This is a genomic window from Sporosarcina quadrami, assembly GCF_014836615.1.
Taxonomy (GTDB): Bacteria; Bacillota; Bacilli; order Bacillales_A; family Planococcaceae; genus Sporosarcina; species Sporosarcina quadrami.
Genome location: NZ_JACSQN010000011.1, coordinates 20,900 through 44,343, shown reverse-complemented (window position 1 = coordinate 44,343; position 23,444 = coordinate 20,900). Strand labels below are relative to the sequence as shown.

The following is a 23,444-nucleotide window of genomic DNA, read 5'->3' as shown; positions in this document are numbered from 1 at the left end:
CATTGTCGAATTGCACCTCAATACTTCGAACCATCCAAAATATTCTCTCTCCAGCAATCTTCTGATAGAATGAAAGAAAAAACTGGCGGGTGATTGAATTGAAAGAGCAAATATTAGTAATTGAAGATGAAGAGAGCATTGCGCGAGTCCTTCAATTAGAGCTTGAATTTGAAGGATATGAAGTCGGTACTGCTTTTACAGGAACTGATGGACTTATAAAATTCCGCGAACAGGAGTGGGAACTTGTCCTGTTGGACTTAATGCTTCCAGGCATGAATGGATTGGACGTGTTAAAACGGATTCGTGCAACAGGAGGAGAGACGCCCGTCATTTTATTGACTGCGAAAAGTGATGTGGATGATAAAGTGGCCGGTCTTGACCTTGGTGCAAATGATTATGTGACGAAACCATTTGAAATAGATGAGTTGCTTGCACGAATCCGTTCGGCTATCCGGACTTCTACAAAGAAAACAGTCGTCAAAGATGAGTTTTTTCATGAATTTGCTGGGTTATCCATCCATGAACAATCGCGGGAAGTGAAGTGTCACGGAGAAGCGATCGAATTGACTCCACGAGAATATGACTTGCTTCTCCATCTGATTAAACATCCGAATCAGGTGCTGTCCCGTGAACAGTTACTCGATGCTGTATGGGGATATGATTATTACGGCGATACGAATGTCGTCGATGTGTATATCCGTTATGTCCGCAAAAAACTCGATCAGTATGATGGCCTTTCATTGATACAAACAGTGCGTGGCGTTGGCTATGCTTTAAAGGAACCGGCACATGAAACTTAAAAATAAAATACATCTCTTTTCGACGTTATTGATGTTCATCATACTTATTATGGCGAACGTCATGATTTACTTTCTATTTGAACGGATTTCGCATAATACGGAATACCACCAGTTGCTCAGTCGCTCTAAGGAAGTGACGTCGGCACTAAGCCAGATGCAGACTGAAGAGGATGCGGGAATTGTTTTGCGAGCTACCATTCCCGCGAATAGTGCGGTTTCGGTTGTCAATCAAGAAGGGAAACCGCTCATCAACGTCCAATCTGTTGACGGACTTGGTAAAATCGGAGATAACATCGACTCAGACGATCCATTTGTCCTTAGGGATTTTAAAGGGATTGAAGCATTATCCGTGTCTTCCCCGATCATTTGGCCGACAGGTGAAGTTGTATCAATGGAAGTGACACAGTTATTAACCGATGTCGCAGAAAACTTGCGAATGCTCAAATATGTGCTCATTGCGGTCACGGCATTCGGGGTGATTCTTATAATGTTGTCGAGTATGACACTCGGGAAAATTGTCACACAACCGATTGAAAAACTAATTAAAGCGATGGATGCGAGTAGACAATCAGGTACCTTTGAAAAAATGACAGGAAATATCAATGGAAAAGATGAACTTGCCCAAATGGAACGCACATTCAATGACATGATGGAGCAGCTGGAAAGCAACTATATGAAACAAGAACAGTTCGTTTCAAACGCTTCCCATGAATTAAAAACGCCATTGACCGTCATCGAAAGTTATTCGCGATTATTAGCAAGACGTGGAACGGATAACCCCGAAGTTGTGGAAGAAGCATTGACAGCCATCATTTCAGAAACAGGCCGGATGAAAGAAATGATTACGCAAATGCTTGACCTAGCAAAAAGTAGCGAAGCACAATCGTTTGAATTCAAAGAAGTGAATATCAACCAGCTTGTAGAAGATGTTATAAAACCATTACGGAAAGTGTATGGCAGGGAGATATTCATTGAAGCAGAAGATGTTTCGTTCGTAGAGACTGATGAAAAATTCGTCAAACAGCTGTTGTTCATACTACTTGATAACGCGCGGAAATATAGTGATCGTGAAATTATAGCGGCTATTGAAAATCGCGAACAGGGAACGGAAATCACTGTGAAGGATTACGGTAAAGGGATACCTCAGGAGAATTTACCACAGATTTTTGATCGATTTTATCGGGTTGAATCGGATCGGAGTCGCAAGACAGGTGGTACGGGGCTTGGCCTATCAATTGCTAAAGAAATTGCGGAAAGACTCGGTGCGAAGTTGACGATTGAAAGTGTTGTCGGCATGGGGACAGTCATACGGGTATTCATTCCGAAAAAAAGGGAAGATTCTCAGTGAATTTTAATGTTGCTTCGGTAAGATGATGAAAAGGAGGGTTTTTTGTATGAAAATATGGAGAAAACCTTGGTTCATACCGATTGTTTTGACGTTCATCATTTTAGTGGGCGGTCAATTATATACAACAGGGAAGCTGACGAAAGCTGAAACGCTGTCTATGGATGATATCCATGCTCAACTATCAACAATATATAATGGTCAAGTTAAAGAACTTGTACTGGACGATTCCATTTACAAAGCAAAAGTTGTAAAAGCAGGCTCTGAATATGCAGTTGAAGTCGATGCGAGGTCCGGGAGAGTACTTTCCTTAATGCAGACGAAAGAGTCAATGAAACCTGATGTTGTCCTCGATGATAAAGAATTAGAAGTAACACAGGAACCGGATTTGGGAGCAGTGGAGGAGCCTGAAGAACAAGAGCCCGAAAAGGTTACACCTCCAGCTAAAGAACCGGTAAAGGAAACAAAACCTGTTGTAAACAAGACGGAGAATGAGAAACCTAATGTGGGAAAAACACCTGCTCAAACGAAACCGCACAATAATCCACAGCCAAAGCCATCCAACAAGCCTGCCAAAGCACCAGTTAAAACAGTGCTCATATCTGAAAATCAGGCTGCGAAAATCGCAATGGGTCAATTGCCTGTGGGTATGATTGGTGAAGTCGATGATGTCGATTTTGAAGAGTCCAAAGACGGTGGTTATTACTTAGTGCAGATCGATATTGATACAGATGACGATCTGGATGAAGTGACATACCAGATCCACGCAATATCAGGGAAAGTGATGACCGTTACGTGGGATGATTAATTGAATAAAGCATTGTTACAAGGAGCCCACCTCACATTCAACCATGGGCTCCTTTTTCATTCTGAGAAAGCTTAAGACAATTCTCATCATATTCTAATATTCCTCTCAATGTCCTCTCATATTCGTTGGGTACTATATAGTTAACAAGGAAATGGAGGAGAGCATGCATGAACAAATGGATGTTGATTCCTGCGATGGCAGGCGTTGTTGCTATCGGAGGTGTCGCGATGGCAAGTGATTCGGTACCTTCAAGTCAAGTTTCATCAAAACAAGTTATTTCATTAAAAGAAGCGAAGGAGCTGGCTGCTAAAAAAGTTGGCGGTGTCGTAACTGAAATCGAACTGGAACGTAAAGGATCTGCTTATTATTATGAAGTGGATGCAATTGCGAAAGGTATCGAGTACGAGCTGAAAGTGGACGCCATATCACGTGAAGTGATCGTTGTCGGGAAATCTACCGAAACAAAATGGACTGACAAGATGATTACAGAAGAACAGGCAGTTGCTATTGCAAAAGGTAAAGTGAACGCTGTGGTAACGGATATTGAGTTGGATAATGACGATAAGCGATTTTATTATGATATCGAACTGGAAGACGACAAGTTCGAATACGAAGTGATTGTAAATGCTATTACAGGTGAGATCATCAAGTTCAGTAAAGAAAACTTGAACGATTCAACAGTCGTTCAAAAAGGCGAAGTAATGTCACAGGAAAAAGCAGTTTCAATCGCGCAAACGAAAGCGAAAGGTACTGTAAAAGGAATTGAGCTTGAGAAAGACAACGGTCGCATGATTTATGAGGTTAAGTTGATGGATGATGAATATAAATACGAAGTTGAATTAGATGCTGTTACAGGCGAGGTTTTAGAATTTGATAAAGAACGCTATTACAAATTGGCTGTAGATCAGCCGGTAAAAGCGGAAGTGAAGAAGCAAAAAGAGAATAATCCATCATTATCGGTTGCAACATCTGAAACAGAAAAAGCTGAAAAGAAAGCTGCGAAAAAAACTGAACAGCAGCGTGTAAAATTGACGAAAGATCAGGTCATTGCGATTGCAAAACAACATGCAAGCGGTGTTGTCACAGACTTCGAGTTGGATGACGGTGTTTATGAAATTGAAATGGAAGACGGCGATGTCGAGTATGAGTTGGAAATCGACGCATATACAGGTAAAGTTTTGTCATTAGAACGTGACGATTAACTAAACGGTCAACCTATAACGCAACAGTACTTCACACTAAAGATGGAACAACGCCGGTCAGCAGCCATACTGACTGTGTTGAATATAAACGGACAGCAGCCATACTGTCTGTACCTTGAAACAAGCGGACAGCTGCCATACTGTCCGTTTGTTTTATATGAATTACACCATCCTTATTCTGATTCGTTATGTTTCTTCGCATATCCCTCGGTCAATGCAATGATTTGTTCTAAAATGGTTTCAGTTTGCAACACGTCAGGTTCCTTAACTAACCGTTCCACATAGGATTCCAAAATGGCAATCAGTTGTTGTTGCGTCCGGTTAACAGCCACTTGTGCATCTAATTCAGCTGCCAATTTCTGAAGTTCTTGCTGTATATACGCATTTGCACTTACAACTTCAATTAGCTTTTGGATATCCGATTGAAACGCAAGAATAGTAGAATGGAATTGGTCGTTTACTAGTACTAAGTTTTTATTTTGCTTTTGCAAATTAGCGATACGCTTCTCGTAAATACGTAAACGCTTTTCGCTTTTTTTATAAGCATATAGTAATTGGAGGAAGTTGTGGTGTAATTGCTTATTTTCAGTTTGTAGCATGTGTACCAATTCAGTATCTTGCTTGGAATTTGTTGTCCGGTATTTATTCAACTCCGCACGTAAATAAATGATTGTCTTCTTTAAGTGCATTGGATCCTCACTTTTAAGATCCACATGATTCAACGAGCCTCCTCCATTCTTCAAAAGTTCGTCTTCAATTCGTTAAGCAGTTCTTCAAAAATCCTTTTATTCTCCACTATCATTTTGTCAATTTCGTCCCCTAATTCTTTCACGTTATCTATCGGTATATTCCGTTTTGTCAACCGTGTCAATTGAAGTTCTTTGTTCATGAGGACATACAGGAGCAGCAAGTTTATCGTTTTTGAATCCAAGTACATATAGCTTTTGGAAGAATCCTCCGCCGTGTTATCCGAAGTTGCTGTTGTCATTAAATCCTTTGTGAAATCGGCAATAATTTTATGTAATGCCTCTTGCGTAGAATGAGTATCCAAATTACAGTCCCCCCCTTTGAGTCATTGATCCATTGATGTTTATCGAGTTAAGTGCATGTAAACCGTCGGGATGCTGGTCACTGAAAAAAGTGCTTGTCACGCTTCCTGCATAGAATGTTGCAGGCGTCCATGTTAGTTGGAAATTTGAAAATGACAGCGTTTCACCAGGTTGTATAGATGACTTTCCGATAGGCTTTAAGTGATATTCAAGCAGGTCTTCGCGTGCATTTGTACGTTCCCAGCCATTTGTAAATTGAGAGGACAATGCGGATGCACTGCTCACAAACTTGCCGTTAAGCGAGAAGGGAGCATTTTCTGATAAGACAAGATGCACGTAGGGATTCGTAATTGCTTGATTTCCGTTGTTAAGTATATGAAGAGATCCGAGACAAAAACTTTCAGCTTCCGCATCGTGTGAAAGTTGTAGCGCATACGTAAAGTAGCTGAGGCAGTGAGGAAGATTTGCTCGGCTCGCAAGTGTTTCTTTCAATTCATTCACATACGCATGGGTAGTTGCTTGCAATTCCCTCAGCTTGCTCTCTATGTCTACCGTCGTTTTGTTCATTTAATAATCCTCCTAACGAAAAATAAAGAGAGGGCAGAATCCCTCTCTTTATCGTATGTGCCTACTTGTACATTTATGACGGTTATTATTCTGGGTAAATGGATGGGCATTGTGCTGGTCTAGATGGCAGTGGGCATGATCCAATTGCCAATTCAGCACGTGGTTGACAGAAGTCAGCCAAGAACTCAACTGTAACAGGGAATGTAGATTGAATGCTTTGGCATGTTCTGATTGTGACTACGAGATTCGAGAATGTGAAACCCGTTACAGGAGTCGGGCTTCCTGCACCAGTTGGCGTAATTGTACCTGTGGAGCTGACGAAACAGCTCAAATCAGTATACGTTACAGTCACTTCAGTATCCTCAGGCGCACAAAGAATGACTTGCTCGGATCTTGCGACGTCAATTGGATTACTGCGATATACCATGCAGTTTGGCAAAGTAATAACGATGACCAACTTGAACTTTTTGCGAATTGTCAATTGTTGCAGGCAAACACGTCTGCCATCAATCAAAAACTCCCGATTCATTCGATTTAATATTACGACAGGATCTTCAGCTAATGGAGCCGGACTCACTTCACAAGTGATAATTGCTCGATCTAACTCTGTTTGAGGAATTGTCCCCATGACTGTTGGAAATACAATCGGGTTTTGAGGTGTGAAGTCGAAACTGTTCTCTTTCAATACCCAGTCGTATACCTTATCGACATTAATACAAATCATTTCCTGCTCAGGACGTACTTTCTCTTTCATTTATATTGTCACCTCCGTATTTTAATTAGCCTTGCATTCGTATCATATGTACGTAATTACGCGTTGAATAGGCAAAGAAAAGGAGTGAGTGTAAATGTTTCTATCTGTAAAGGTTTCCGTCTGGAACAGGTTAGTGTTCTCATTAATAAGATAGAAATGACTATATATGAACGAAAGAGGGGACCTCATGGAGAATTCAGATAGCAAAGATCAGAAAATAGAGCAATTGAATAAAAAAATTGAACGGTATCAAAAAGCGCTATCTTCATTGAAGGCTGTAAATGCAACTGCAGACATTCATATAAAAAGAAGAATGGGGAAAGTTGAACAGAATTTTGAATCGGTTACAGAGCGGTTAGAGGAGATGGCGAAGTTACTTGAGGAAGGACTTAATCTTCTTTCAACTCGTGTAAATGAGTTGGATGAAAAATATAATGAAGTGTTAACGAAGCTGAATGGTAGAAGAGGAACGGGAAACGAACGGCTCTATGAAAGTAGCCGCTATGAACAACCTCGCAATGTCTCTACAAGGACAAAAATGGATGTAACAGCAACTACTAGAAATAATAACGTCCCGACATTTCAATTATTACAGCATATGGCAACACAACAATCAGTGGATAACACTCAAAGTCTATCGGATTATAATCACAGCGAACCCCTTGCACATGCAACTTCTGCTTCAATTAAAGCAACCAATACCAATCCGAAAAACGAAATAGAGAGAAATTTTCAGGAAGCATCGCACTCTCAAGAAGTGTCGTCAAAAAACAGACATACTGAACTAGTGAAAAGAACTGTTACGCCGATTGAAGAAGAATCATTGCCGAGATTAGCTCCTTCTAAAATAGCAGAAGAAGTGAAAGAGGATACTGACATTAAACACTCCATATCTCCACTATGGAATGTTTTCAAGAAAAAATGAGAGTGGGTCAGTAAAGGAACTGCAAGGATAGACAATAAACCGATAGCTACTAGCCCGTCCTTATGTCGTTATGTTGAATAGTATAACGAAGAAGGGGGGTGTCAATATGGCTTGTTGTGGTAGAAGAAGCGATAGTAGATCTGGATGTGGCCAAGGCCGTGGATGTGGAAAGCGATGCGGGAACAATCATCGGTGTGGACGGGAAACCGAAGTAGGTTGCGCATTTAAGCAGTCATCTGAATTTTTAGGTCCTTTCCGTGCTGTTGAGAGGCAATGTTTTCCACTAATACCGTAAAAGTAGCAGTACATTCATCTTCGTTTAATACTCGCCTGAACGAACGCATGAAAGAATGCAAATAGTAGTGCAGAAAATTTACCCGAATAGACGAAAGACATTTGAAAATCCCCCTACCAATTAGCTTTTCTAAACTGCAGATAGAAAATTTCTGCCTCGGAAACGGCTAAGGAATATGATGCCCACATGTTCCTGTGGGCATCTTTAGGGAATTAAACGTTTGGACAAACCCGCGGTTGAAAAACTGGTGAGTTTGGTCAAATAGCGGCACACCAATTTCAACTATGATATTCATCAGCACTTCTCGTTAATGTATATTTATTCAACGTCACAAAAACCGTAACCAAAATAATAATAGATGAGAATAGATTAACCGGGAAGTAAATACCGAGCTGATATAAGAACCCGTAAATAAGCGTTCCAATCGGCATCAGAACCATGGATAATGTGCCATTTATAGAAAATACTCGCCCTTTATAGTCATCGGGAATCGTTTTTTGCATGAAAGACGACATGGGAATCGAGATAAATTGAAAGACTAGCGCCATTGACGAACCGATGATAGCAATGTAAATCATGGATAGTATAGTGTGCCTTTCATAATAGACTGGCAAAGTGAATCCGAGTAGCAAGATGGCTACACCAATAAACGCATACTTCACAACTTTGAACGGGTTTGTAATCTTCACTTTGGAAAGGATGAGGCTACCTATTAGTGATCCAACCCCGAAAATAGCACTTACAATACCGACTTGATAAGGTTCGAAATGCAGTTCTTTGATCATAATGGTGTCTGGCAAAATACCGAAACTGGCGGCACCTACAGCGTTGATGATCACCGATAAAATCATCAGTTGTTTCAATGTATGAGAGTTAAATACATATTTATAGCCTGCAGTCAGTCTGTTTCCAAAGCTTTTAAACCAGCTATCCAATTTTACTGAAGGAGATTCTTCAAGTTTTACCTCGCTGAATTCCAAGAAGACATTTGAGAATAAAGAAATCAATTGCATGAATAAAAACAAGAAAATCATGGACTCCAATGATAAAAATCCATATAGGACTCCGGCAATAACCGGGCCGAACAGCAGGATTGTCATTCTATAAGTGGCAATTTTACCAATCGTCTTCTGTATACTTTCCTTATCGAACAGCTGCGTCAAGCTTGCATCGAAAGCATTCGATATGACAGGTGTGATGACCGATCGAATTGCAGTGATGAAGAATAAGACATAAATATTGAAACCGAAAAAACTTATATAGACAGCAAGAAATAATAACGTCAATGCGGAAAGTGCCTCAAACGAAATGACAATCTTTTTCCTGTTTACACTATCCACAAATACACCTGATATCGGCAATGAAATGATGGCGCCGATGCTCAAAATTGCAGTGTTTATCGAAAAATAAACAGACGAGCCAGTCGCCTGTAAAATAAAATACGAAATTGCAAACGTATATACAGTGCCGCCAAGAGATACAACAATCGTGCTAAGGATGTAAATAAAATAGTTACTTCGCAATTCAATCCCCCTCGTTATAATCAAAAACCGTTTTATTCCCCAGTAACCGCATCTTTCCCTGAAACTTTCCGAATGCCTCGAATATCCTTATCGATCAACAAAAAGAATGAAAGTAGCAATATCCATATGCCCGCTCCGATGAACAATTGATTGACCGGAACACCCCATTCCGCGATGACCCCTCCCGCAATCGCAAAGCCTGGCATTAGGAATGTAGCAATTGCGCCATTCAACGTATAAACCCGTCCCCGAAATTTATCTTCGACCAGCACAATGAGAAGTGCATTGTATAAAATGCCATACACTGTCATAAGTGTGTTCATGACAACGAAAAGAGCAATCCCTAGATATAACACCGTTGTGATACCCATAAATATGAAAGCGATAGAGCTTATGGACAACGTGATAAACATGACAATGAAAGGTTTTGCAAAAGATGAAACCTTATCTGCAACCAATCCAATCAAAATTCCTGCAACAGCAGCAAATGCTCCGAATAAGCCAAACTGGAACGCATTCCCACCATAATGATCGGATACCAATACGACAACCAATGCGCCCGCGATGGTCGTCGCGTTCATAAGGGAGGCTAATATAGTCAATTTCAAGATCGGCCGATTGCTCCGTAATACTGTCCAGCCCTCTTTGAATTCCGAGACCATCGAACTCTTCTTGGCCGGTACACTTTCCGCTTCTTCATCCTTCCGATGCGTTGCGATATTAACGACAAAAATCAGAAGGATGCTGGCGATGATATACACCCCCGAATGAAATAGCATGACGCCGACAAACCCCATAACCGTGATCAACACACCGCTAATCCCTTGGCCGATTAGATAAGCAGTTTGGCTCGTGGAAGATAAATAACCGCTTACTTTGACAATCCGACTGACCCCGACAATATGCGGCAGCAGCTTGTTCTTTGCCGGTCCTATAAATGTCATGCAAATCTCATGGATGATAAGTACAACATATATCGCAAACGCGACGCCATCCAACCAGAACAGGTACGACAAAGCCAATAACACACCTACCGCCACCATCACGGCATACCCTATCTGCATGGACGATTTCGGTTCCCTTCGATCGACAAGCACCCCGATGATCGGGGAAATGAAAACACTCGTCAATGCGCCGACTGCCGTTATAAGAGCAGAAGAAAGCGGCGATTGCGTAATTTCGTACATATACCACATGATGGAAATGGTGAAAATACTATCAGCTAAAACGGTTAAAAACTGGTTTGTGACGATCAAAGACATATTCCGTTTAATCAAATCTTTCACCCTCTCGATGTTTAATATATTGAACATAACACGTCGAGTGCTATTGTTCAATATATTAAACAAAATAGTTTTGTAAATTGAACAGTGATATACTATACGAAAGAATATCGGTGAAAAAGGTGATTACAATTGACACATGTCGGAGAAAACATTAAACGCATACGGACAGCAAAGAAAATGACCATTACGGATGTGGCGAACGAACACGTTTCAAGAGGCATGATCAGTTTGATTGAAAACGGCAAAACGCAGCCATCCATTGAAAGGCTGCAGCATATTGCACGTCAATTGAACGTGGATATATCGGAATTGGTGGAAACGGTGCCGCGAGAAGAAATGCAACGAATTCTGGAAGAGGCAATTGATCTTTTCAATGAAGTCGGAAATGAGTCAGTTGTGAAAGCGACAGCGTTATTAAAGCCGATTTTGGATAAAGATCCTGTAGGGTATGAAGCTGCACGTATGAATGAACTGTACGGACGCGCTTTATACCATCTGTATATTGTAGACATCGAACAATACAATAATATTGAAGAGAATAATTGGGAGGTATTCACGAAAAAGGCGATTGGTATGTACAACGACTTGCAGATGGAGTGGCGGGTTGTACGCTGTTATGGTTTCTTGGCAGATATCGAAGCAGATCGAGGGAATTACCAATCTGCAATTGACATCATCGAGCAGGCGACTAGTCGTTTGACGGTCATGGATAGCCTAGAGACGAGATCGATTTATATCCAATTGCAATCGTTAAGAGCGTTTGCCCTGGATTCACTCGGACAGCGTCATCTCGCTCACGAATATCTAGACGATGTTATCGAATTTGCGCGTGAAAATATCATATTAAACCAATACTATCACTTGCTTAACGCTAAAGCATGGCTTTATTATGATGATCAGAAGCCAGAGGAAGCACGGAAATATATTGAAGAATGTTATTTATTCACAAAGGTTCTTAAGAGTGAAAGTTTGACACTTCAACATGAAATGAACCAGATTTTCATACAAGAATTCTTTGAAAAAGACTATGAAAAAGCTCTTTCTATCGCGAAAGGAATGGAAGGAAGAGTTGAGAATATAATAGACTTTCCACAAAAGACGATAAAAGAATTCATTAAGATGACAAATGATTTGGAAGCAAGAGTTTTAACGAAACTTGGTAGATATGAAGAAGCGCTTGTCATATTTGAAGAGAATCGTGTTGAGCATAATGAAAGAAACTTAGGCCCGACCGACGTCGCAACAAGGGTCTTGTCCAAAAGCTATGAAGCCCTTTGCCATTATCACTTGGGGGATCAGAAGAAAGCTGAGGAACTTGCAAGGTATACAGTCGATAAGCTTCACAACTTGCCACATTCCTCTTTTTATCATTATGCCCGAGAGGTATTAACAAAAGTTGTGTCGAAGTAAATTTAGTAGAAGATAGAGAGACAACATTGAAGCTGAATTATATTACCAGTAACGTCCATTGCTAATTTAAAAGTAACCTTAGAAAGAAGGTTTTTGTGATGAATCAAAATGTAAGAGAACTTATAGAAAAGAGAATCATTCCAAAAAAGGACTATGACATCAGAGAGTTAAATAGTGGAACAACGGATGGACAGGTATATGTCATTTCGGAAAATAAAAACCCACTCTACACGCTAAAACAAGATCATCCGAATGGAATTGAAATTGTTGAACGTTTTTTCAACACGTATGCCCATATTGACCTTTTCCCCAAAGTGCACTATGTCGATCCAGAAAAGAAATTTTTTCTCTATGATTACGTAGAAGGACATACCCACATTAACCGGGGACTGAAGTCAGAATGGATGAATCGATTGGTTAATGGTTTATTCAATCATTACGAAAAAGTAGCTGCCTCATCAGCTTGGGGAAGAATAGGCGGTGAACCCCGTCAAAAATGGTTTGATTTCAACAAGAAGAGCTTAGAATATGCGCATGAGAACATAGGGGATTTATTGCCATATGAAGATTTTGTACGGATGGAAGGTATTGTTGAAAGATTAGCCATGTATGAATCTGAAGAGGAGAAGTATTATCTTCACGGCGATACAGGCGTTCACAATTTTGTCTTTCAACACAATAATCTTGTTGGTGTCATTGATCCGTCGCCAATGATTGGCCCTGTCCTGTATGACTTCACCTATGCATTTTGCTCTTCTCCGGATGACTTATCGATGGAAACCTTGCTATCCTCATTTTCCTTGCTAGAGAATGTGCAGATACCAACATCACGACTGATTGAGGAAGTCGTCTTTCAGTTATACACACGGATTGGGATTTGTAAAAAAGTCCATCCACATGATTTGGAGCAGTACTTGAACGCATGGGACTATTGGAAACGTAAAATGCAGGATGGAGGGATACATACCTGTGACCAGGAGAATAAACCTGCAAGTGGCTTTCTTTCGAAACTCAGTTCACCCGCAAGAAATGCATTGATTTACGAAGGGATTGACACTTTGCAAGAACTATCAACGTACACGGAAAAAGAAATACTAAAACTTCATGGGATTGGACCAGCTTCGTTGCCTACTATGAGAAACTCATTAGAAGAAGAAGGGTTATCCTTTAAAGAATAAATAATCTAAAATACATTTTAGCGTGATATGTTTTATTAAACAAAAAGGAGAGTCAATATGGAAGTAGTCTATTTGGCTGGCGGATGTCTATGGGGAGTACAAGCTTTTATAAAAACATTACCTGGCGTTACGTATACAGAGGCAGGAAGAGCGAATGGAACGAGTCATACACTTAGTGGTGAGTATGATGGGTATGCCGAATGTGTAAAAACAGGATTTGATCCGACAGTGGTAACGGTTCGGGAGTTAATAGGGTATTTATTTGAAATCATTGATCCGTATAGTATGAATAAACAAGGACAGGATGTAGGCGAGAAGTACAGAACAGGAGTATATAGTGAAAATCCTGAACACTTAAAAGTGGCAAAGGAAGTTATTGGGGAGAGAGAGGATTATGACCGGATTGTTGTTGAAGTATTGCCTCTTACAAACTATGTGAGAAGTGCGGAAGAACATCAAGATCGGTTAGCTAGGTGTCCAAATGATTATTGTCATATACCTGAAGAACTATTAACTAAATATAAGTGAGGGGCGAAACAACATACGAAAAGTTGAAGTGAAGCCCTACTCAGTAAAATGGAAGTTGGATTTTGAGACAGAATCAAAAAGATTACAAGTGATTTTTGGCTCTGAAGTAACTGACATTCACCACATCGGAAGTACATCCATATACGGGTTAGCTGCAAAGCCAATCATCGACATGATGCCTATTGTAAAGGACATATCACAGATCGATAGATTTAATGCTGAAATGGCTCGTGTTGGCTATGAAGCAAAGGGTGAAAATGGGATTCCCGGACGCCGCTATTTTCAAAAAGGTGGAAATGAGCGAACGCATCATGTACATATATACGATGAAGGCTCACAAGAAATTGAAAGACATTTGGCGTTCCGAGATTTCTTACGCTCTCACCCTAGCATCGCCAAGCAATATTGTGAATTAAAAGAGGAGTTGGCCCGACAATTCCCAGATGATATTCAGGCGTACATAGAGGGAAAGGCAAGTTTTGCGTCAGAGATTGAAAGACAAGCAGTTAGGTGGTACCGGAAGTTATGAAAATCTTTATTATGGGCATTGTTGCAAGCGGGAAGACGACGTACGCTAAAGAGCTATCAAAACAATGGAGTATGCCCTTTGTGGAATTGGATTCTGTTGTTTATCATATTGTGGACGGTGTGCGAATTAAACGTTCCCCAGATGAACAAATAAAGGTAATACTTGAAATGGATGCTGCAGGAAGCTGGATTGCTGAAGGTGTGTATCGCCCTTCCTATCATCTTCTATTAGATATGGCGGATGTTGTCATTTGGTTGGATCCTCCGTTGTGGCAACGGAGAGTTCGCATACTGAGCAGACATATAAAGCAAGTGTTAGGAATTGAAAAATGTGCATACAAACCGGATATGGAAATGCTTTTGAATATGTATAAATGGACAAAGGACTTTGAAGGACAACGTGATGAATTGAACGGAATTCTTCAACTACACTTACATAAATTAATTACGGTAGAAAACGATCCGAATAAAAATCAAAGTCTGCTGGAATGGAAGAGTAATAAAAATATACAGAGAGTTAAGGAGATGGACAAATGACGCAATCCTTTTGGTTAACAAACGTGATATTGGAAACAGGTTTCATTAAAGAGGACTGGCAAGTTGTCGGTACAAAAACAGGACGCTTTCACATTCGAATTGAAGATGCTGTGATTGCTGAGATAAAAGAGGAGGATTCGCAGCTCATCAGTGATTTACCTACATATGACTGTCGAGGTTTGTTGCTACTGCCATCCTTTGAAGAAGGACATATTCATCTGGATAAAACGTATTTCGGTGGCCCGTGGCATGCGGTAAAACCGATCAAGAGCATTTTTGACCGGATTGAGGAAGAGAAGCGTTTATTGCCGAAAATAATGTCTATCTCGGAACAGCAGGCAGAAAAGATTTTAGCGATGATTCAAGGATTTGGAACGACGCATGTCAGAGCGCATTGTAATATCGAACCTGTCAGTGGGTTGCGTCGTTTGGAGGCTACCCGACAAGCGTTAGAATCCTATTCTGGTAAATTATCATCAGAAATTGTCGCTTTTCCACAGCACGGTTTACTGTATTCCGATTCAGTTCAACTCATGAAAGAAGCGATGGCTCAAGGTGCTACGTATGTAGGGGGCTTGGATCCGAATACAGTGGATGGGGATATGGAGACATCCCTTCAAACAATGGTCGAATTGGCCGTTGCTCATAACGCAGGAATCGACATTCATTTGCATGAAAGTGGAGAGAAGGCAAAACAGGCGATTTCCCGTCTTGCTGATTTGGCGGAGGAAGCAGGGTTGCATGGAAAAGTGACGATCAGTCATGCCTTCTGGTTTGCCAATGCGGATAAAAGTGAAGCGGAAGAAATGGCTGAGCGACTGGCTGCACTAGGTATGTCGATCGCTTCCACAGTTCCGATTGGGAGAATGAACATGCCTTTACCGATGTTGCATGCAAAAGGTGTGGACGTGAAACTTGGGACAGATAGCCTGACAGATCACTGGTCACCTTTTGGAAATGGCGATCAGTTAGAAAAAGCGGGACGTTTTGCAGAGGTGTACGGGTATTCCTCTGAAGTTTCGTTAGCGCAGTCTTTGGGCTTCATTACCGGAGGCATCACGCCACTCAACGAAAAAGGTGAACAAGTTTGGCCGAAAGTACAGGATGCAGCAACTTTCTTGTTAGTAGATGCAAGCTGTTCGGCGGAAGCTATAGCGCGACGTTCTACTCGGGAAGCGGTTTGGTACAAAGGAAAGCTTGTATATGAAAAAGGTGGATTGACGCTGTGAGTTATATGGAAGAAAATTTGGAGAAATACGCTGATCCTGAAATGTATGATCATTTACATGAAGGGTATGAGGTGGACTTGAAGACGATTCTGAAATGGGCGAAGCAAGATGGGCCGATAGTGGAATTGGCTTGCGGTACGGGAAGATTGACGATTCCGATGGCACAAAAAGGGTTTCGCATGATAAAAATGGACATCAAGTGATTGAAAGCTCGCGTGAAGTGTATAATCACTTGACGCAAATTCTCGACTGCCAAACGAATCGCCAAGTTTATTGGGACGGGGCTTTAATTGTCGAGGAGCAAGACGGTATTTTGCTTCGGTATTCATACCCGCAGGAAATGGATCGGTTGTTACACGAGAACGGTTTTGAAACTGTGCATGTTTATGGGGATTGGGATGAGAATGAGTTACATGCAGGAAGTGTTTCGATGGTATATGTAGTGAAACGGAGCAGGTAGAAGATGATTGCATATAGATATTGTTTCAGCGTGATTCCAAGTGTGTTTTTTCTGGCGAAAAAGATCTAGATAACTCTGTTAATTAAATTGTCCAGGTAGGATTTAAAGATAATTATAAAGCTGTACGTAAAGTTGAAAGCCGACTTTATGTACAGCTTTTACTATTATTAGTAGCCCTTATTTCACTATTATTGCAAAGGCATAACTGGCCTCGCCTTTAATGTCACCGATCCATTTGACAACGGCAGAGTAATTGTATCTTCCGGGTTCTTGAGGTGCATTAAAAGACTCTCCATTATGTTCCACAACAAGTTGTTCTCCCTTGTGGATTTGTACAAGATCAATTTCAATATTCTTAAGTCCATTCAGTTCCATTGGTACGCCAGGGTTAGTGGGCATTGAGAAACTTATCTCTTCCCCAGGGGTGACCTGCATAGTTCTCGTTCCAGATAATAGATTGCTAACGTCCTCCACATGTGTAATATTACATTCTTCATTTTGTTTTTCCCGACAAGACCTATCTCTTCTAACTGAAGCGGCCCCATTCTTATTATGAATACCGAGGGTGGGAAGATTTCCTGTATAAGTGCCTTCATCTTGTGATTCTTCAACAGGAAGTTGTACTTTCGTGGGTTTTTCATCAGAACAGGCGGTCAGGGTTAATAAAAGCGTCGATAAGAGAGTGATAAAAACTTTACTCCTCACAAAATTGCCTCCCTTTTAAATTGAATGTTAATTTTAATGTTACCATAACAATTTATATACACAATATAAAATATTCGAATAACTAGAGGAGGAAGGAGAGTTCATGTCGAACTACAACTATAAGACGTTAAAAAGGAGGTGTGATCTGTTCTTTGTTCGATCTACTATTATTTTAGGAGGATGAGGAATGAAGAAAGTAGTGAAATTAGTTGCAGTTCTCTGTCTGCTGGTAGTGGGTTATGTCGGTATGTCTGTACAATCGTCGGCGGAAACAAATCAATCTGAAGCAGAAGTAGAGCTTGCTACGAGCAAGCCGGTGACAATTCATATCTATGTTGGACCAAATGAACCTATCCAGAGTATTTATGATTACAATGTAGGTGGTTGGTCAGGTGTACTTTCCTACTCCGGGCAACAGTCATTCGGAGATATGATCAGAGTGACTTATTCAGGAACTGTTTATTGCTCTGGGCCTTGTGCCATGGCAAAAGACAATGCCGAAGAATAATTAAATAAATGAGAAGCATTCGGGAGAACTCCTATACAAAAAGGAGTTCTATTCCAGAATTGCTTTGTTTACTATAGAGTATGAAATTGAAGAAAGGGGGATATCTTTGGGAATTAGAATGCTTCAATTTGAAGTGAATAAGATTGTTAAGACAAAGTATTTTCGGATGTTGTCGTTCATTTTACTGCTCTTTCTCATAGCCTACTATGTATACGCTTACATAAATACGACCCGCTTGGAGGAAGTAGTCGCCACCCTTGAAGGTACGTTGGAAGGAATGGAAACACAACTATCGAAGATCGAAGAAGGTACTACTGATTTTGAGATTTTTAACAATATATATGAAAAGCAAAGAGATGAAGCGGATGCATATAAAAAAGAAGATTGGCCAGCTGTTTTCAACCGTCAAATTGAACTTTTACCGGCCGATCTCGATAGCAACATTGCAAACAGGCAATATTATACATCCTCTTTCCCAACGCTTTTTACAATGGAGACGAGGCGGGCACAATATAATTGGTTGAGTGAAAAAGACATTGAACCGGTATTTTGGTTGTGGGATGTATCATGGAAAACGGCCTATGACTTGTATTACCCGATGGCGGGTGTCGGAGATGATGATTTTCAGAGACAGATTGTCGAAAAATATAGCAACCAATATTCTTCAACAGGCATCTATTTTACGAACCATGTCGCAAACCTTTTCTTCAGCATGGGTGGGGTCTTCTTCTTCCTTCTCCTTTTTGGCGATATTGTTACAAAAGAGGGCTTGGGCACTAACGGATCGATTCATCTATTGAGAACGCAGCCGATCAATCGCCATAGCATACTGGTCAGTAAGTTCCTGTCCGTTATGTTTTTGAGCTTTTTATTCCTTGCAGGTATCGGGGTTGTAGCTGTCGTGCTAGGAACTGTGTTCGACCGCTTGGGCGATTGGAATTATCCGGTGCTCGTTTACGGAGAAGAGTATTCGTTTGAATTTATCAATATGGGTATCTTTATCTTAAAGTCGGGGCTGCTGTTTTTCATGGTGCTTCTGTTCAGCTATTCCTTGTTGTTCCTGTTCTCGTTATTGACGAAACGGACGATTATAGCGCTAGGATTGACGATTATTACAATCCTGCTAGGCATGCAGCTGGCGGACCAGGCAGTCTTATCGAGTTTTGCGCACTTCATACCATTCCATTATTTTTCGACACCAAAAATCGTCACGATGGAAATGGCTGCTTCCTTGAAGAATTTCAACTTCGATTATGCAAACGGGATGATCGTTCTTGGTGTAGGTAGTGGAATTCTACTTGTGGCGACTTACCTTTTATCACTATTTCAATACAAGCAACGGGTATGAAAAATAGAAAAATAGGGGGATTGTACAGTGATTGTTCAAGTATCCAACTTAAAAAAACACTATAAAAAACAACCTGTTTTAAAAGGGATTGACATTACAATCGAATCTCCGCAGATTATCGCACTTGTCGGTCCGAACGGCGCTGGAAAAACAACTTTAATGAACTGCATGACGAACTTGCTGCCATTTAATGAAGGAAGCGTTGAATTGGTCGGCAAAAAGAACACAGATGCTTCCATCTTTTACGAAGTGTCCTATTTGCAGGATAACCGGATCCTCTATGGGGATTTGACAGGGTACGACCATTTGAAATTCATCTGTCATGTGCAAAAGATCCCTTTATCCCACATTAAAGAAGTGACCGATCGTGTGGGTATGACGGGCTATATGAAAAAAAGAGTGAGGAATTATTCGCTTGGCATGAAGCAGCATTTGCTGCTTGCCATGTCGATTATCAATAAACCGAAATTATTATTGCTGGATGAACCGTTGAACGGGCTTGACCCGACAAGTGCCATCAATATGCGCAATATCCTATTGGAGCTATATGAAGAAGGCACAACTATTATTCTCTCTTCACATAATCTGGATGAAATTGACCGCTTGACGAATATCATTTATTTCATGAAAGATGGAGCACTTCTAAAGGAATCTCTTCAAGACTTTTCTTCAAATCAGTACTTTGTCAATGTGGATGATCCGTTGAAAGCGACGACGGTTTTGAAACAGGCAGGCATCTCATGCACGATGATTGAGGGGGTTATCAGCTTTTTGGAAATAGAAGTGATTTTGCAGAACTTCCTGGATATTATGAAAGCAAATGGTATCACCATCACCTCCATAGAAACGAAGAAAATTGGTGCGGAAAGACGCTATCAGGAATTGTTTGCGAAGGAGAAGACCGATGAAACTGTTGCTATTTGAATTCAAAAAAATCTTCTTTAGCAAGAGGTTTCTTTATATCATGCTGCTTCTAATTATTGGAATCGCTTTGTTATTCGCACGCAATGTCACCTTTCAATCGTATATTGAAAAAGAGGAGAAGGAGCAAATTGCCAATCAGACGAAGGCGAGTCAAGCGAATTCAAGAGTCCACCGGATAGCTTTAGAGAATAGTCCCGAAGATGAAGAGCAATTGAAGCTGCAAAAAATGAATTCGGAAATTCGTGACCAATTATATGAATTGAACGGCATAGCCTCATCGGATGACTGGCAACGGAAGTTAACTTTGCAAAATGAAATCTTCGCCAATACATTAGTCTATAAGAATGAAGGCGGTGACTTCCCTCTATCGGAAAAAGAAATCCATACGAGCACGACTCTGAATGAAAAGCTATTGAAGGAAGGCATAGCGCCCGAACATGATATATATAGTGTGGCAATGCCGAATTTCATGAAACAGATTGTTGACCTGTACATCCATTTTGGAGCTTTCGTTCTACTCATATTGGTGATTGGTGAATCGATGTCTGGAGAGTACGAAAATCATTCCATCAATCAGTTATTCACACAACCGCTTAAGAAAACTTGGATTGTAACGAGCAAGTTCTGGAGTTCGGTCTTATTGTATGTAATTATGACGGGGACTGTCCTCCTGTCAGCTGGACTGATTGGCCTCCTATTCGGTGAAAAAGGTACATTTAATTATCCAATGCTGATCGAAAAGAATAACGCCATCGAATTCATAACGATTTCCAGCTACATGACAAAAGGGATTCTCCTTGTATCAGTAGCCATCCTTATGGTCATCACTTTGTATTTCCTATACAGCCTCCTGTTCAAACAGACACTTGCCACTTTGGCTGTCGTATTATTGACCTTGGCGGGCGGCTACTTCCTGTCCAACTTCGTTACTTGGGGTCCGTTCTCCTGGTTCAACCCATTTGCAAACCTGCTGCCCGGTGACATGATCCTCCAGCAAAATGATCAGATGTGGTACCAGGCAATACCGATTACGCTTGCAACATCGATTGTTCTGTATATACTTGCTGCCTGGAAGATCAATACGAGTAAGATTGTTTGAAGGAGAATAAAACGACAGAGAGGAGAGATTGTTCTATCCTGATCTGTCGTTTTTGTTGGTGAATTTTAATGACCCTGCAGTTAGTGAATGATGTTGTTAATAATGCTTATCCTTCTCTGCCGTCTCCCGATGATTCGGTGTCATTTTCTCTTGCTTCGGTGTCAAATTACCAAGTTCCGCAAGCTCCATGGAAATCTCTTCTTTTACTTCATTACGATTCCCCGGTGTCTTTGGATTGGAATACATATTGCTATGTGCACCTTGTTTCATACTGAAAACCTCCCATATCGTATTTGCGTTTGCCATCTTAATATGGCTTGGTTTGGTTTTTTGATGTGTGGTAAGTCTATTTTGCATTAGAAAGCAGTCTGTATACGGTTCGCCTATAATTTCGTTTCATTCATTAGCGAAAGTCTTCGTTGCAATTCCCGAAATAGACGAAATGAAATTGAACAAACTGCCCCATTTGCCATTGTGACTGTCCGTTCTTTTGCATTAAGTTCTTTCACGTGCTGAAGGTTTATTAAGAAACTTTTATGGCATCGATATAAGGACTCAGCTAGTTCTTCAAATTCTTTCAGTTTACCGTAAAATTCGTAGTATCCATTTTTCTCATGTAATTCAAGCTTATGTGGACTAGAGGATGTTTCAATGAAATAGATGTCGTGAATCTTGATATTTTTAATGCGCTCGCCAATTTTAATTTGCAACATTTCCGATTGATCAAATTCACCAAGCTGTTTATATTTATTGAATGCTACTTGCAGAACCTCAATAACTTGTTTGCTGATTTGCTCGGGTGTGTCTTTCACAATGAAATCAAGTGCTGCTAATTTATAAGTGAATGTAAGTTTTAATCGATCAGCATGTGTCGTAATGAAAATAATTGTTGCTAATGGATCTCTTTTTCTAATTTCTACCGCAACATCCATCCCGTTTAACGGGTGATTCAACTCAATGTCTAAAAAATAACAATCCGCTTGCCGCTGTTCTAAATAGGATAATACTTCATCTGGTTGGCTTGCGGAAAGAACAATTTCAATGCTTGGCTCATGAAATAGCGCATAGTTTGTAATGGTTTTATGTAGAAAGTTTCTTTGTAGATCATCATCTTCACATAGGATAATCCTCACTTACATCCCTCCGTCAATAATGATTTCATGTATAAACCAATGATTTTCAATGCGTGAGTTTAGCGTAACATTGTCGTAGTTAGACAATATCTTTCTGAGGTTATAGAGACCGATCCCACGATTTTCTCCCTTTGTCGAATACTGTTCTTCAAACAAATGTTTACTATTTACAATATCGCTCGTTGTTTTATTCTCAATGACAATTACTACGTTGTTTGTCATAGCTATGAAAGCAAGATTAATCTTAGGGTCATCCAAAGAGGTGCTAGCTTCAATTGCATTATCTAAAAGAATACCAAGGATGCGTGACAGATGAATACGATCCATAGCGATATCGTGAATAGTGTCCGGAATCTCTATATTCATAGGAATATGGTATTCATCAGCAATGAGTAGTTTCGTTGCGATTAACCCTTTTATTTCAATCATTTCAAGATTTTCAAGCTGACTGAACATCTGGTTTTTAAATAACGTACGTTGTTCTTCTTTTATGATTTGATCATTAAAATACTTTCGTAAACCTACTAAATCTTCTTGCTCTATATAACCTCTTAATGATAAAAGGATATTCGCGTAATCATGCCGGAATGTTTGCATCTCGCGGTTCACTTGTTCTAATGCATGCATGTATTGTGTGAATTGCTGTTGCTCAATCATTTTTTGGTTCAATAAATTTTCCTTACTGATTGTACGTAAAAGTACACTTGTCAGCCCAATCATTATTAAAAAATAAACAAATAAAGTCATTAAATTGATTGTGGAAATTTGGATGTCACCTTTTTCGGCGGGTAAAAATATGAGTGTGTAAAAAACGATAAAAGTGATGATTAATATTAGCGCTAATAAAATTTGCGAAAGCATTGAAAGTCGAATCTTGTCTGTGTAGTGAAGCAAGTACGCTTTATAAATTACGACAACAATTGCAATGAGGAGAACGATCAGAACTCCATGAATAATTGAAGGTAGGTTAAGCGCGACAACAACAAATAGTGCCGTATATTCCGCTAGGATGCTAATAATATAAATAACGAACATGTGAAGAAAGACCATTTTTCTCCTAGAGAATATATAAAATAAACCCATGCTGAGTAAAATGCTAGCAACCATTGGAATCCAAAGAGAATGCTGAAAATAGATAGCTAATACAGTCACAAATGAATTAACGAGTAAACACCAAATAACTCGTTTTAGTGTAATTTTCATATTCATTATATAGAAGAGAGATCCATATATAATGAGGAAATTAAAAAGACTGAAGGCAATGATGAAAGAGGTCGCCATATTTCTCCTCCTATGCTTGGTT

27 protein-coding genes are annotated in these 23,444 nt (G+C 40.2%); 17 read left to right on the top strand and 10 right to left on the bottom strand.

Annotated features, from left to right (window positions below):
- The first annotated feature begins 98 nt into the window (after positions 1 to 98).
- From H9649_RS12510 to H9649_RS12495, 4 genes are all read left to right on the top strand, one after another.
- On the top strand, positions 99 to 800 hold the full coding sequence (locus H9649_RS12510; RefSeq protein WP_191695240.1) for a response regulator transcription factor: 702 nt from the start codon (positions 99 to 101) through the stop codon (positions 798 to 800).
- A complete protein-coding gene (locus tag H9649_RS12505) occupies positions 790 to 2,148 on the top strand; it encodes a sensor histidine kinase (protein ID WP_191695239.1) in 1,359 nt (452 codons plus the stop codon). The genes H9649_RS12510 and H9649_RS12505 overlap by 11 nt, the downstream gene beginning before the upstream one ends.
- Before the next feature lie 46 nt (positions 2,149 to 2,194).
- The gene (locus H9649_RS12500; protein WP_191695238.1) at positions 2,195 to 2,953 is read left to right on the top strand and encodes a PepSY domain-containing protein; all 759 of its coding nucleotides are present in this window, start codon (positions 2,195 to 2,197) and stop codon (positions 2,951 to 2,953) included.
- 167 nt (positions 2,954 to 3,120) lie between these two features.
- Complete coding sequence (locus tag H9649_RS12495; RefSeq protein ID WP_191695237.1) at positions 3,121 to 4,155, top strand: PepSY domain-containing protein; 1,035 nt, start codon at positions 3,121 to 3,123, stop codon at positions 4,153 to 4,155.
- A gap of 173 nt (positions 4,156 to 4,328) precedes the next feature.
- On the opposite strand, the gene H9649_RS12490 is transcribed toward H9649_RS12495, so the two are convergent.
- From H9649_RS12490 to H9649_RS12475, 4 genes are all read right to left on the bottom strand, one after another.
- Positions 4,329 to 4,877, bottom strand: a complete 549-nt coding sequence (locus H9649_RS12490; RefSeq protein ID WP_191695236.1) for a hypothetical protein — start codon at positions 4,875 to 4,877, stop codon at positions 4,329 to 4,331.
- 17 nt (positions 4,878 to 4,894) lie between these two features.
- Complete coding sequence (locus tag H9649_RS12485; protein ID WP_191695235.1) at positions 4,895 to 5,206, bottom strand: hypothetical protein; 312 nt, start codon at positions 5,204 to 5,206, stop codon at positions 4,895 to 4,897.
- A 1-nt stretch (position 5,207) separates the two neighbouring features.
- Entirely contained in the window at positions 5,208 to 5,771 is a 564-nt protein-coding gene (locus H9649_RS12480) for a hypothetical protein (protein WP_191695234.1), read from the bottom strand.
- An 85-nt stretch (positions 5,772 to 5,856) separates the two neighbouring features.
- Complete coding sequence (locus tag H9649_RS12475; RefSeq protein ID WP_191695233.1) at positions 5,857 to 6,525, bottom strand: BMQ_0737 family morphogenetic spore coat protein; 669 nt, start codon at positions 6,523 to 6,525, stop codon at positions 5,857 to 5,859.
- Positions 6,526 to 6,712: 187 nt separating this feature from the next.
- Between H9649_RS12475 and H9649_RS12470 the strand changes: the two genes are divergently transcribed.
- Positions 6,713 to 7,450, top strand: a complete 738-nt coding sequence (locus H9649_RS12470; RefSeq protein WP_191695232.1) for a hypothetical protein — start codon at positions 6,713 to 6,715, stop codon at positions 7,448 to 7,450.
- A gap of 573 nt (positions 7,451 to 8,023) precedes the next feature.
- Here the strand turns inward: H9649_RS12470 and H9649_RS12465 are convergent.
- Together H9649_RS12465 and H9649_RS12460 are read right to left on the bottom strand one after the other, a co-directional pair.
- Positions 8,024 to 9,268, bottom strand: a complete 1,245-nt coding sequence (locus H9649_RS12465; protein ID WP_191695231.1) for an MFS transporter — start codon at positions 9,266 to 9,268, stop codon at positions 8,024 to 8,026.
- Between the two features lie 32 nt (positions 9,269 to 9,300).
- A complete protein-coding gene (locus H9649_RS12460) occupies positions 9,301 to 10,545 on the bottom strand; it encodes an MFS transporter (RefSeq protein WP_191695230.1) in 1,245 nt (414 codons plus the stop codon).
- 138 nt (positions 10,546 to 10,683) lie between these two features.
- On the opposite strand from H9649_RS12460, the gene H9649_RS12455 reads away from it, so the two are divergent.
- The 8 genes from H9649_RS12455 to H9649_RS12420 all read left to right on the top strand — a co-directional run bounded on the left by H9649_RS12455 (position 10,684) and on the right by H9649_RS12420 (position 16,424).
- Positions 10,684 to 11,964, top strand: coding sequence for a helix-turn-helix transcriptional regulator (locus H9649_RS12455; RefSeq protein WP_191695229.1), 1,281 nt, complete (start codon positions 10,684 to 10,686; stop codon positions 11,962 to 11,964).
- Positions 11,965 to 12,062: 98 nt separating this feature from the next.
- Positions 12,063 to 13,142 (top strand): phosphotransferase, encoded by a 1,080-nt coding sequence (locus H9649_RS12450; RefSeq protein ID WP_191695228.1) that lies wholly within the window; start codon positions 12,063 to 12,065, stop codon positions 13,140 to 13,142.
- Positions 13,143 to 13,199: 57 nt separating this feature from the next.
- Positions 13,200 to 13,670: a peptide-methionine (S)-S-oxide reductase gene (locus H9649_RS12445; RefSeq protein WP_191695227.1), complete on the top strand. Its 471-nt coding sequence runs from the start codon at positions 13,200 to 13,202 to the stop codon at positions 13,668 to 13,670.
- Positions 13,671 to 13,698: 28 nt separating this feature from the next.
- Positions 13,699 to 14,199 carry a GrpB family protein gene (locus tag H9649_RS12440; RefSeq protein WP_404828749.1) on the top strand — a complete coding sequence of 167 codons (501 nt, stop codon included), beginning with the start codon at positions 13,699 to 13,701 and terminating at the stop codon, positions 14,197 to 14,199.
- The gene (locus H9649_RS12435; protein ID WP_191695226.1) at positions 14,196 to 14,735 is read left to right on the top strand and encodes a P-loop NTPase family protein; all 540 of its coding nucleotides are present in this window, start codon (positions 14,196 to 14,198) and stop codon (positions 14,733 to 14,735) included. The genes H9649_RS12440 and H9649_RS12435 overlap by 4 nt, the downstream gene beginning before the upstream one ends.
- The gene (locus H9649_RS12430) at positions 14,732 to 15,964 is read left to right on the top strand and encodes an amidohydrolase (protein ID WP_191695225.1); all 1,233 of its coding nucleotides are present in this window, start codon (positions 14,732 to 14,734) and stop codon (positions 15,962 to 15,964) included. Before H9649_RS12435 ends, H9649_RS12430 begins: the two co-directional genes overlap by 4 nt.
- Positions 15,961 to 16,167 carry a class I SAM-dependent methyltransferase gene (locus H9649_RS12425; RefSeq protein WP_191695224.1) on the top strand — a complete coding sequence of 69 codons (207 nt, stop codon included), beginning with the start codon at positions 15,961 to 15,963 and terminating at the stop codon, positions 16,165 to 16,167. Before H9649_RS12430 ends, H9649_RS12425 begins: the two co-directional genes overlap by 4 nt.
- Positions 16,164 to 16,424 (top strand): hypothetical protein, encoded by a 261-nt coding sequence (locus tag H9649_RS12420; protein WP_191695223.1) that lies wholly within the window; start codon positions 16,164 to 16,166, stop codon positions 16,422 to 16,424. The genes H9649_RS12425 and H9649_RS12420 overlap by 4 nt, the downstream gene beginning before the upstream one ends.
- A 177-nt stretch (positions 16,425 to 16,601) precedes the next feature.
- On the opposite strand, the gene H9649_RS12415 is transcribed toward H9649_RS12420, so the two are convergent.
- On the bottom strand, positions 16,602 to 17,129 hold the full coding sequence (locus H9649_RS12415; RefSeq protein ID WP_191695222.1) for a hypothetical protein: 528 nt from the start codon (positions 17,127 to 17,129) through the stop codon (positions 16,602 to 16,604).
- A gap of 187 nt (positions 17,130 to 17,316) precedes the next feature.
- Here H9649_RS12415 and H9649_RS12410 point away from each other — a divergent pair, with 187 nt between their 5' ends.
- From H9649_RS12410 to H9649_RS12395, 4 genes are all read left to right on the top strand, one after another.
- Positions 17,317 to 17,637, top strand: a complete 321-nt coding sequence (locus H9649_RS12410; RefSeq protein ID WP_191695221.1) for a hypothetical protein — start codon at positions 17,317 to 17,319, stop codon at positions 17,635 to 17,637.
- Positions 17,638 to 17,743: 106 nt separating this feature from the next.
- On the top strand, positions 17,744 to 18,985 hold the full coding sequence (locus H9649_RS12405) for an ABC transporter permease subunit (protein WP_191695220.1): 1,242 nt from the start codon (positions 17,744 to 17,746) through the stop codon (positions 18,983 to 18,985).
- A 27-nt stretch (positions 18,986 to 19,012) separates the two neighbouring features.
- Positions 19,013 to 19,909 (top strand): ABC transporter ATP-binding protein, encoded by an 897-nt coding sequence (locus H9649_RS12400; RefSeq protein WP_191695219.1) that lies wholly within the window; start codon positions 19,013 to 19,015, stop codon positions 19,907 to 19,909.
- Complete coding sequence (locus tag H9649_RS12395) at positions 19,890 to 21,008, top strand: ABC transporter permease (protein WP_191695218.1); 1,119 nt, start codon at positions 19,890 to 19,892, stop codon at positions 21,006 to 21,008. The genes H9649_RS12400 and H9649_RS12395 overlap by 20 nt, the downstream gene beginning before the upstream one ends.
- A gap of 96 nt (positions 21,009 to 21,104) precedes the next feature.
- On the opposite strand, the gene H9649_RS12390 is transcribed toward H9649_RS12395, so the two are convergent.
- From H9649_RS12390 to H9649_RS12380, 3 genes are all read right to left on the bottom strand, one after another.
- On the bottom strand, positions 21,105 to 21,278 hold the full coding sequence (locus H9649_RS12390) for a hypothetical protein (RefSeq protein WP_191695217.1): 174 nt from the start codon (positions 21,276 to 21,278) through the stop codon (positions 21,105 to 21,107).
- A gap of 113 nt (positions 21,279 to 21,391) precedes the next feature.
- Positions 21,392 to 22,141, bottom strand: coding sequence for a LytR/AlgR family response regulator transcription factor (locus H9649_RS12385; RefSeq protein ID WP_191695216.1), 750 nt, complete (start codon positions 22,139 to 22,141; stop codon positions 21,392 to 21,394).
- Positions 22,142 to 23,422 (bottom strand): sensor histidine kinase, encoded by a 1,281-nt coding sequence (locus H9649_RS12380; protein WP_191695215.1) that lies wholly within the window; start codon positions 23,420 to 23,422, stop codon positions 22,142 to 22,144.
- Positions 23,423 to 23,444: the final 22 nt, after the last annotated feature.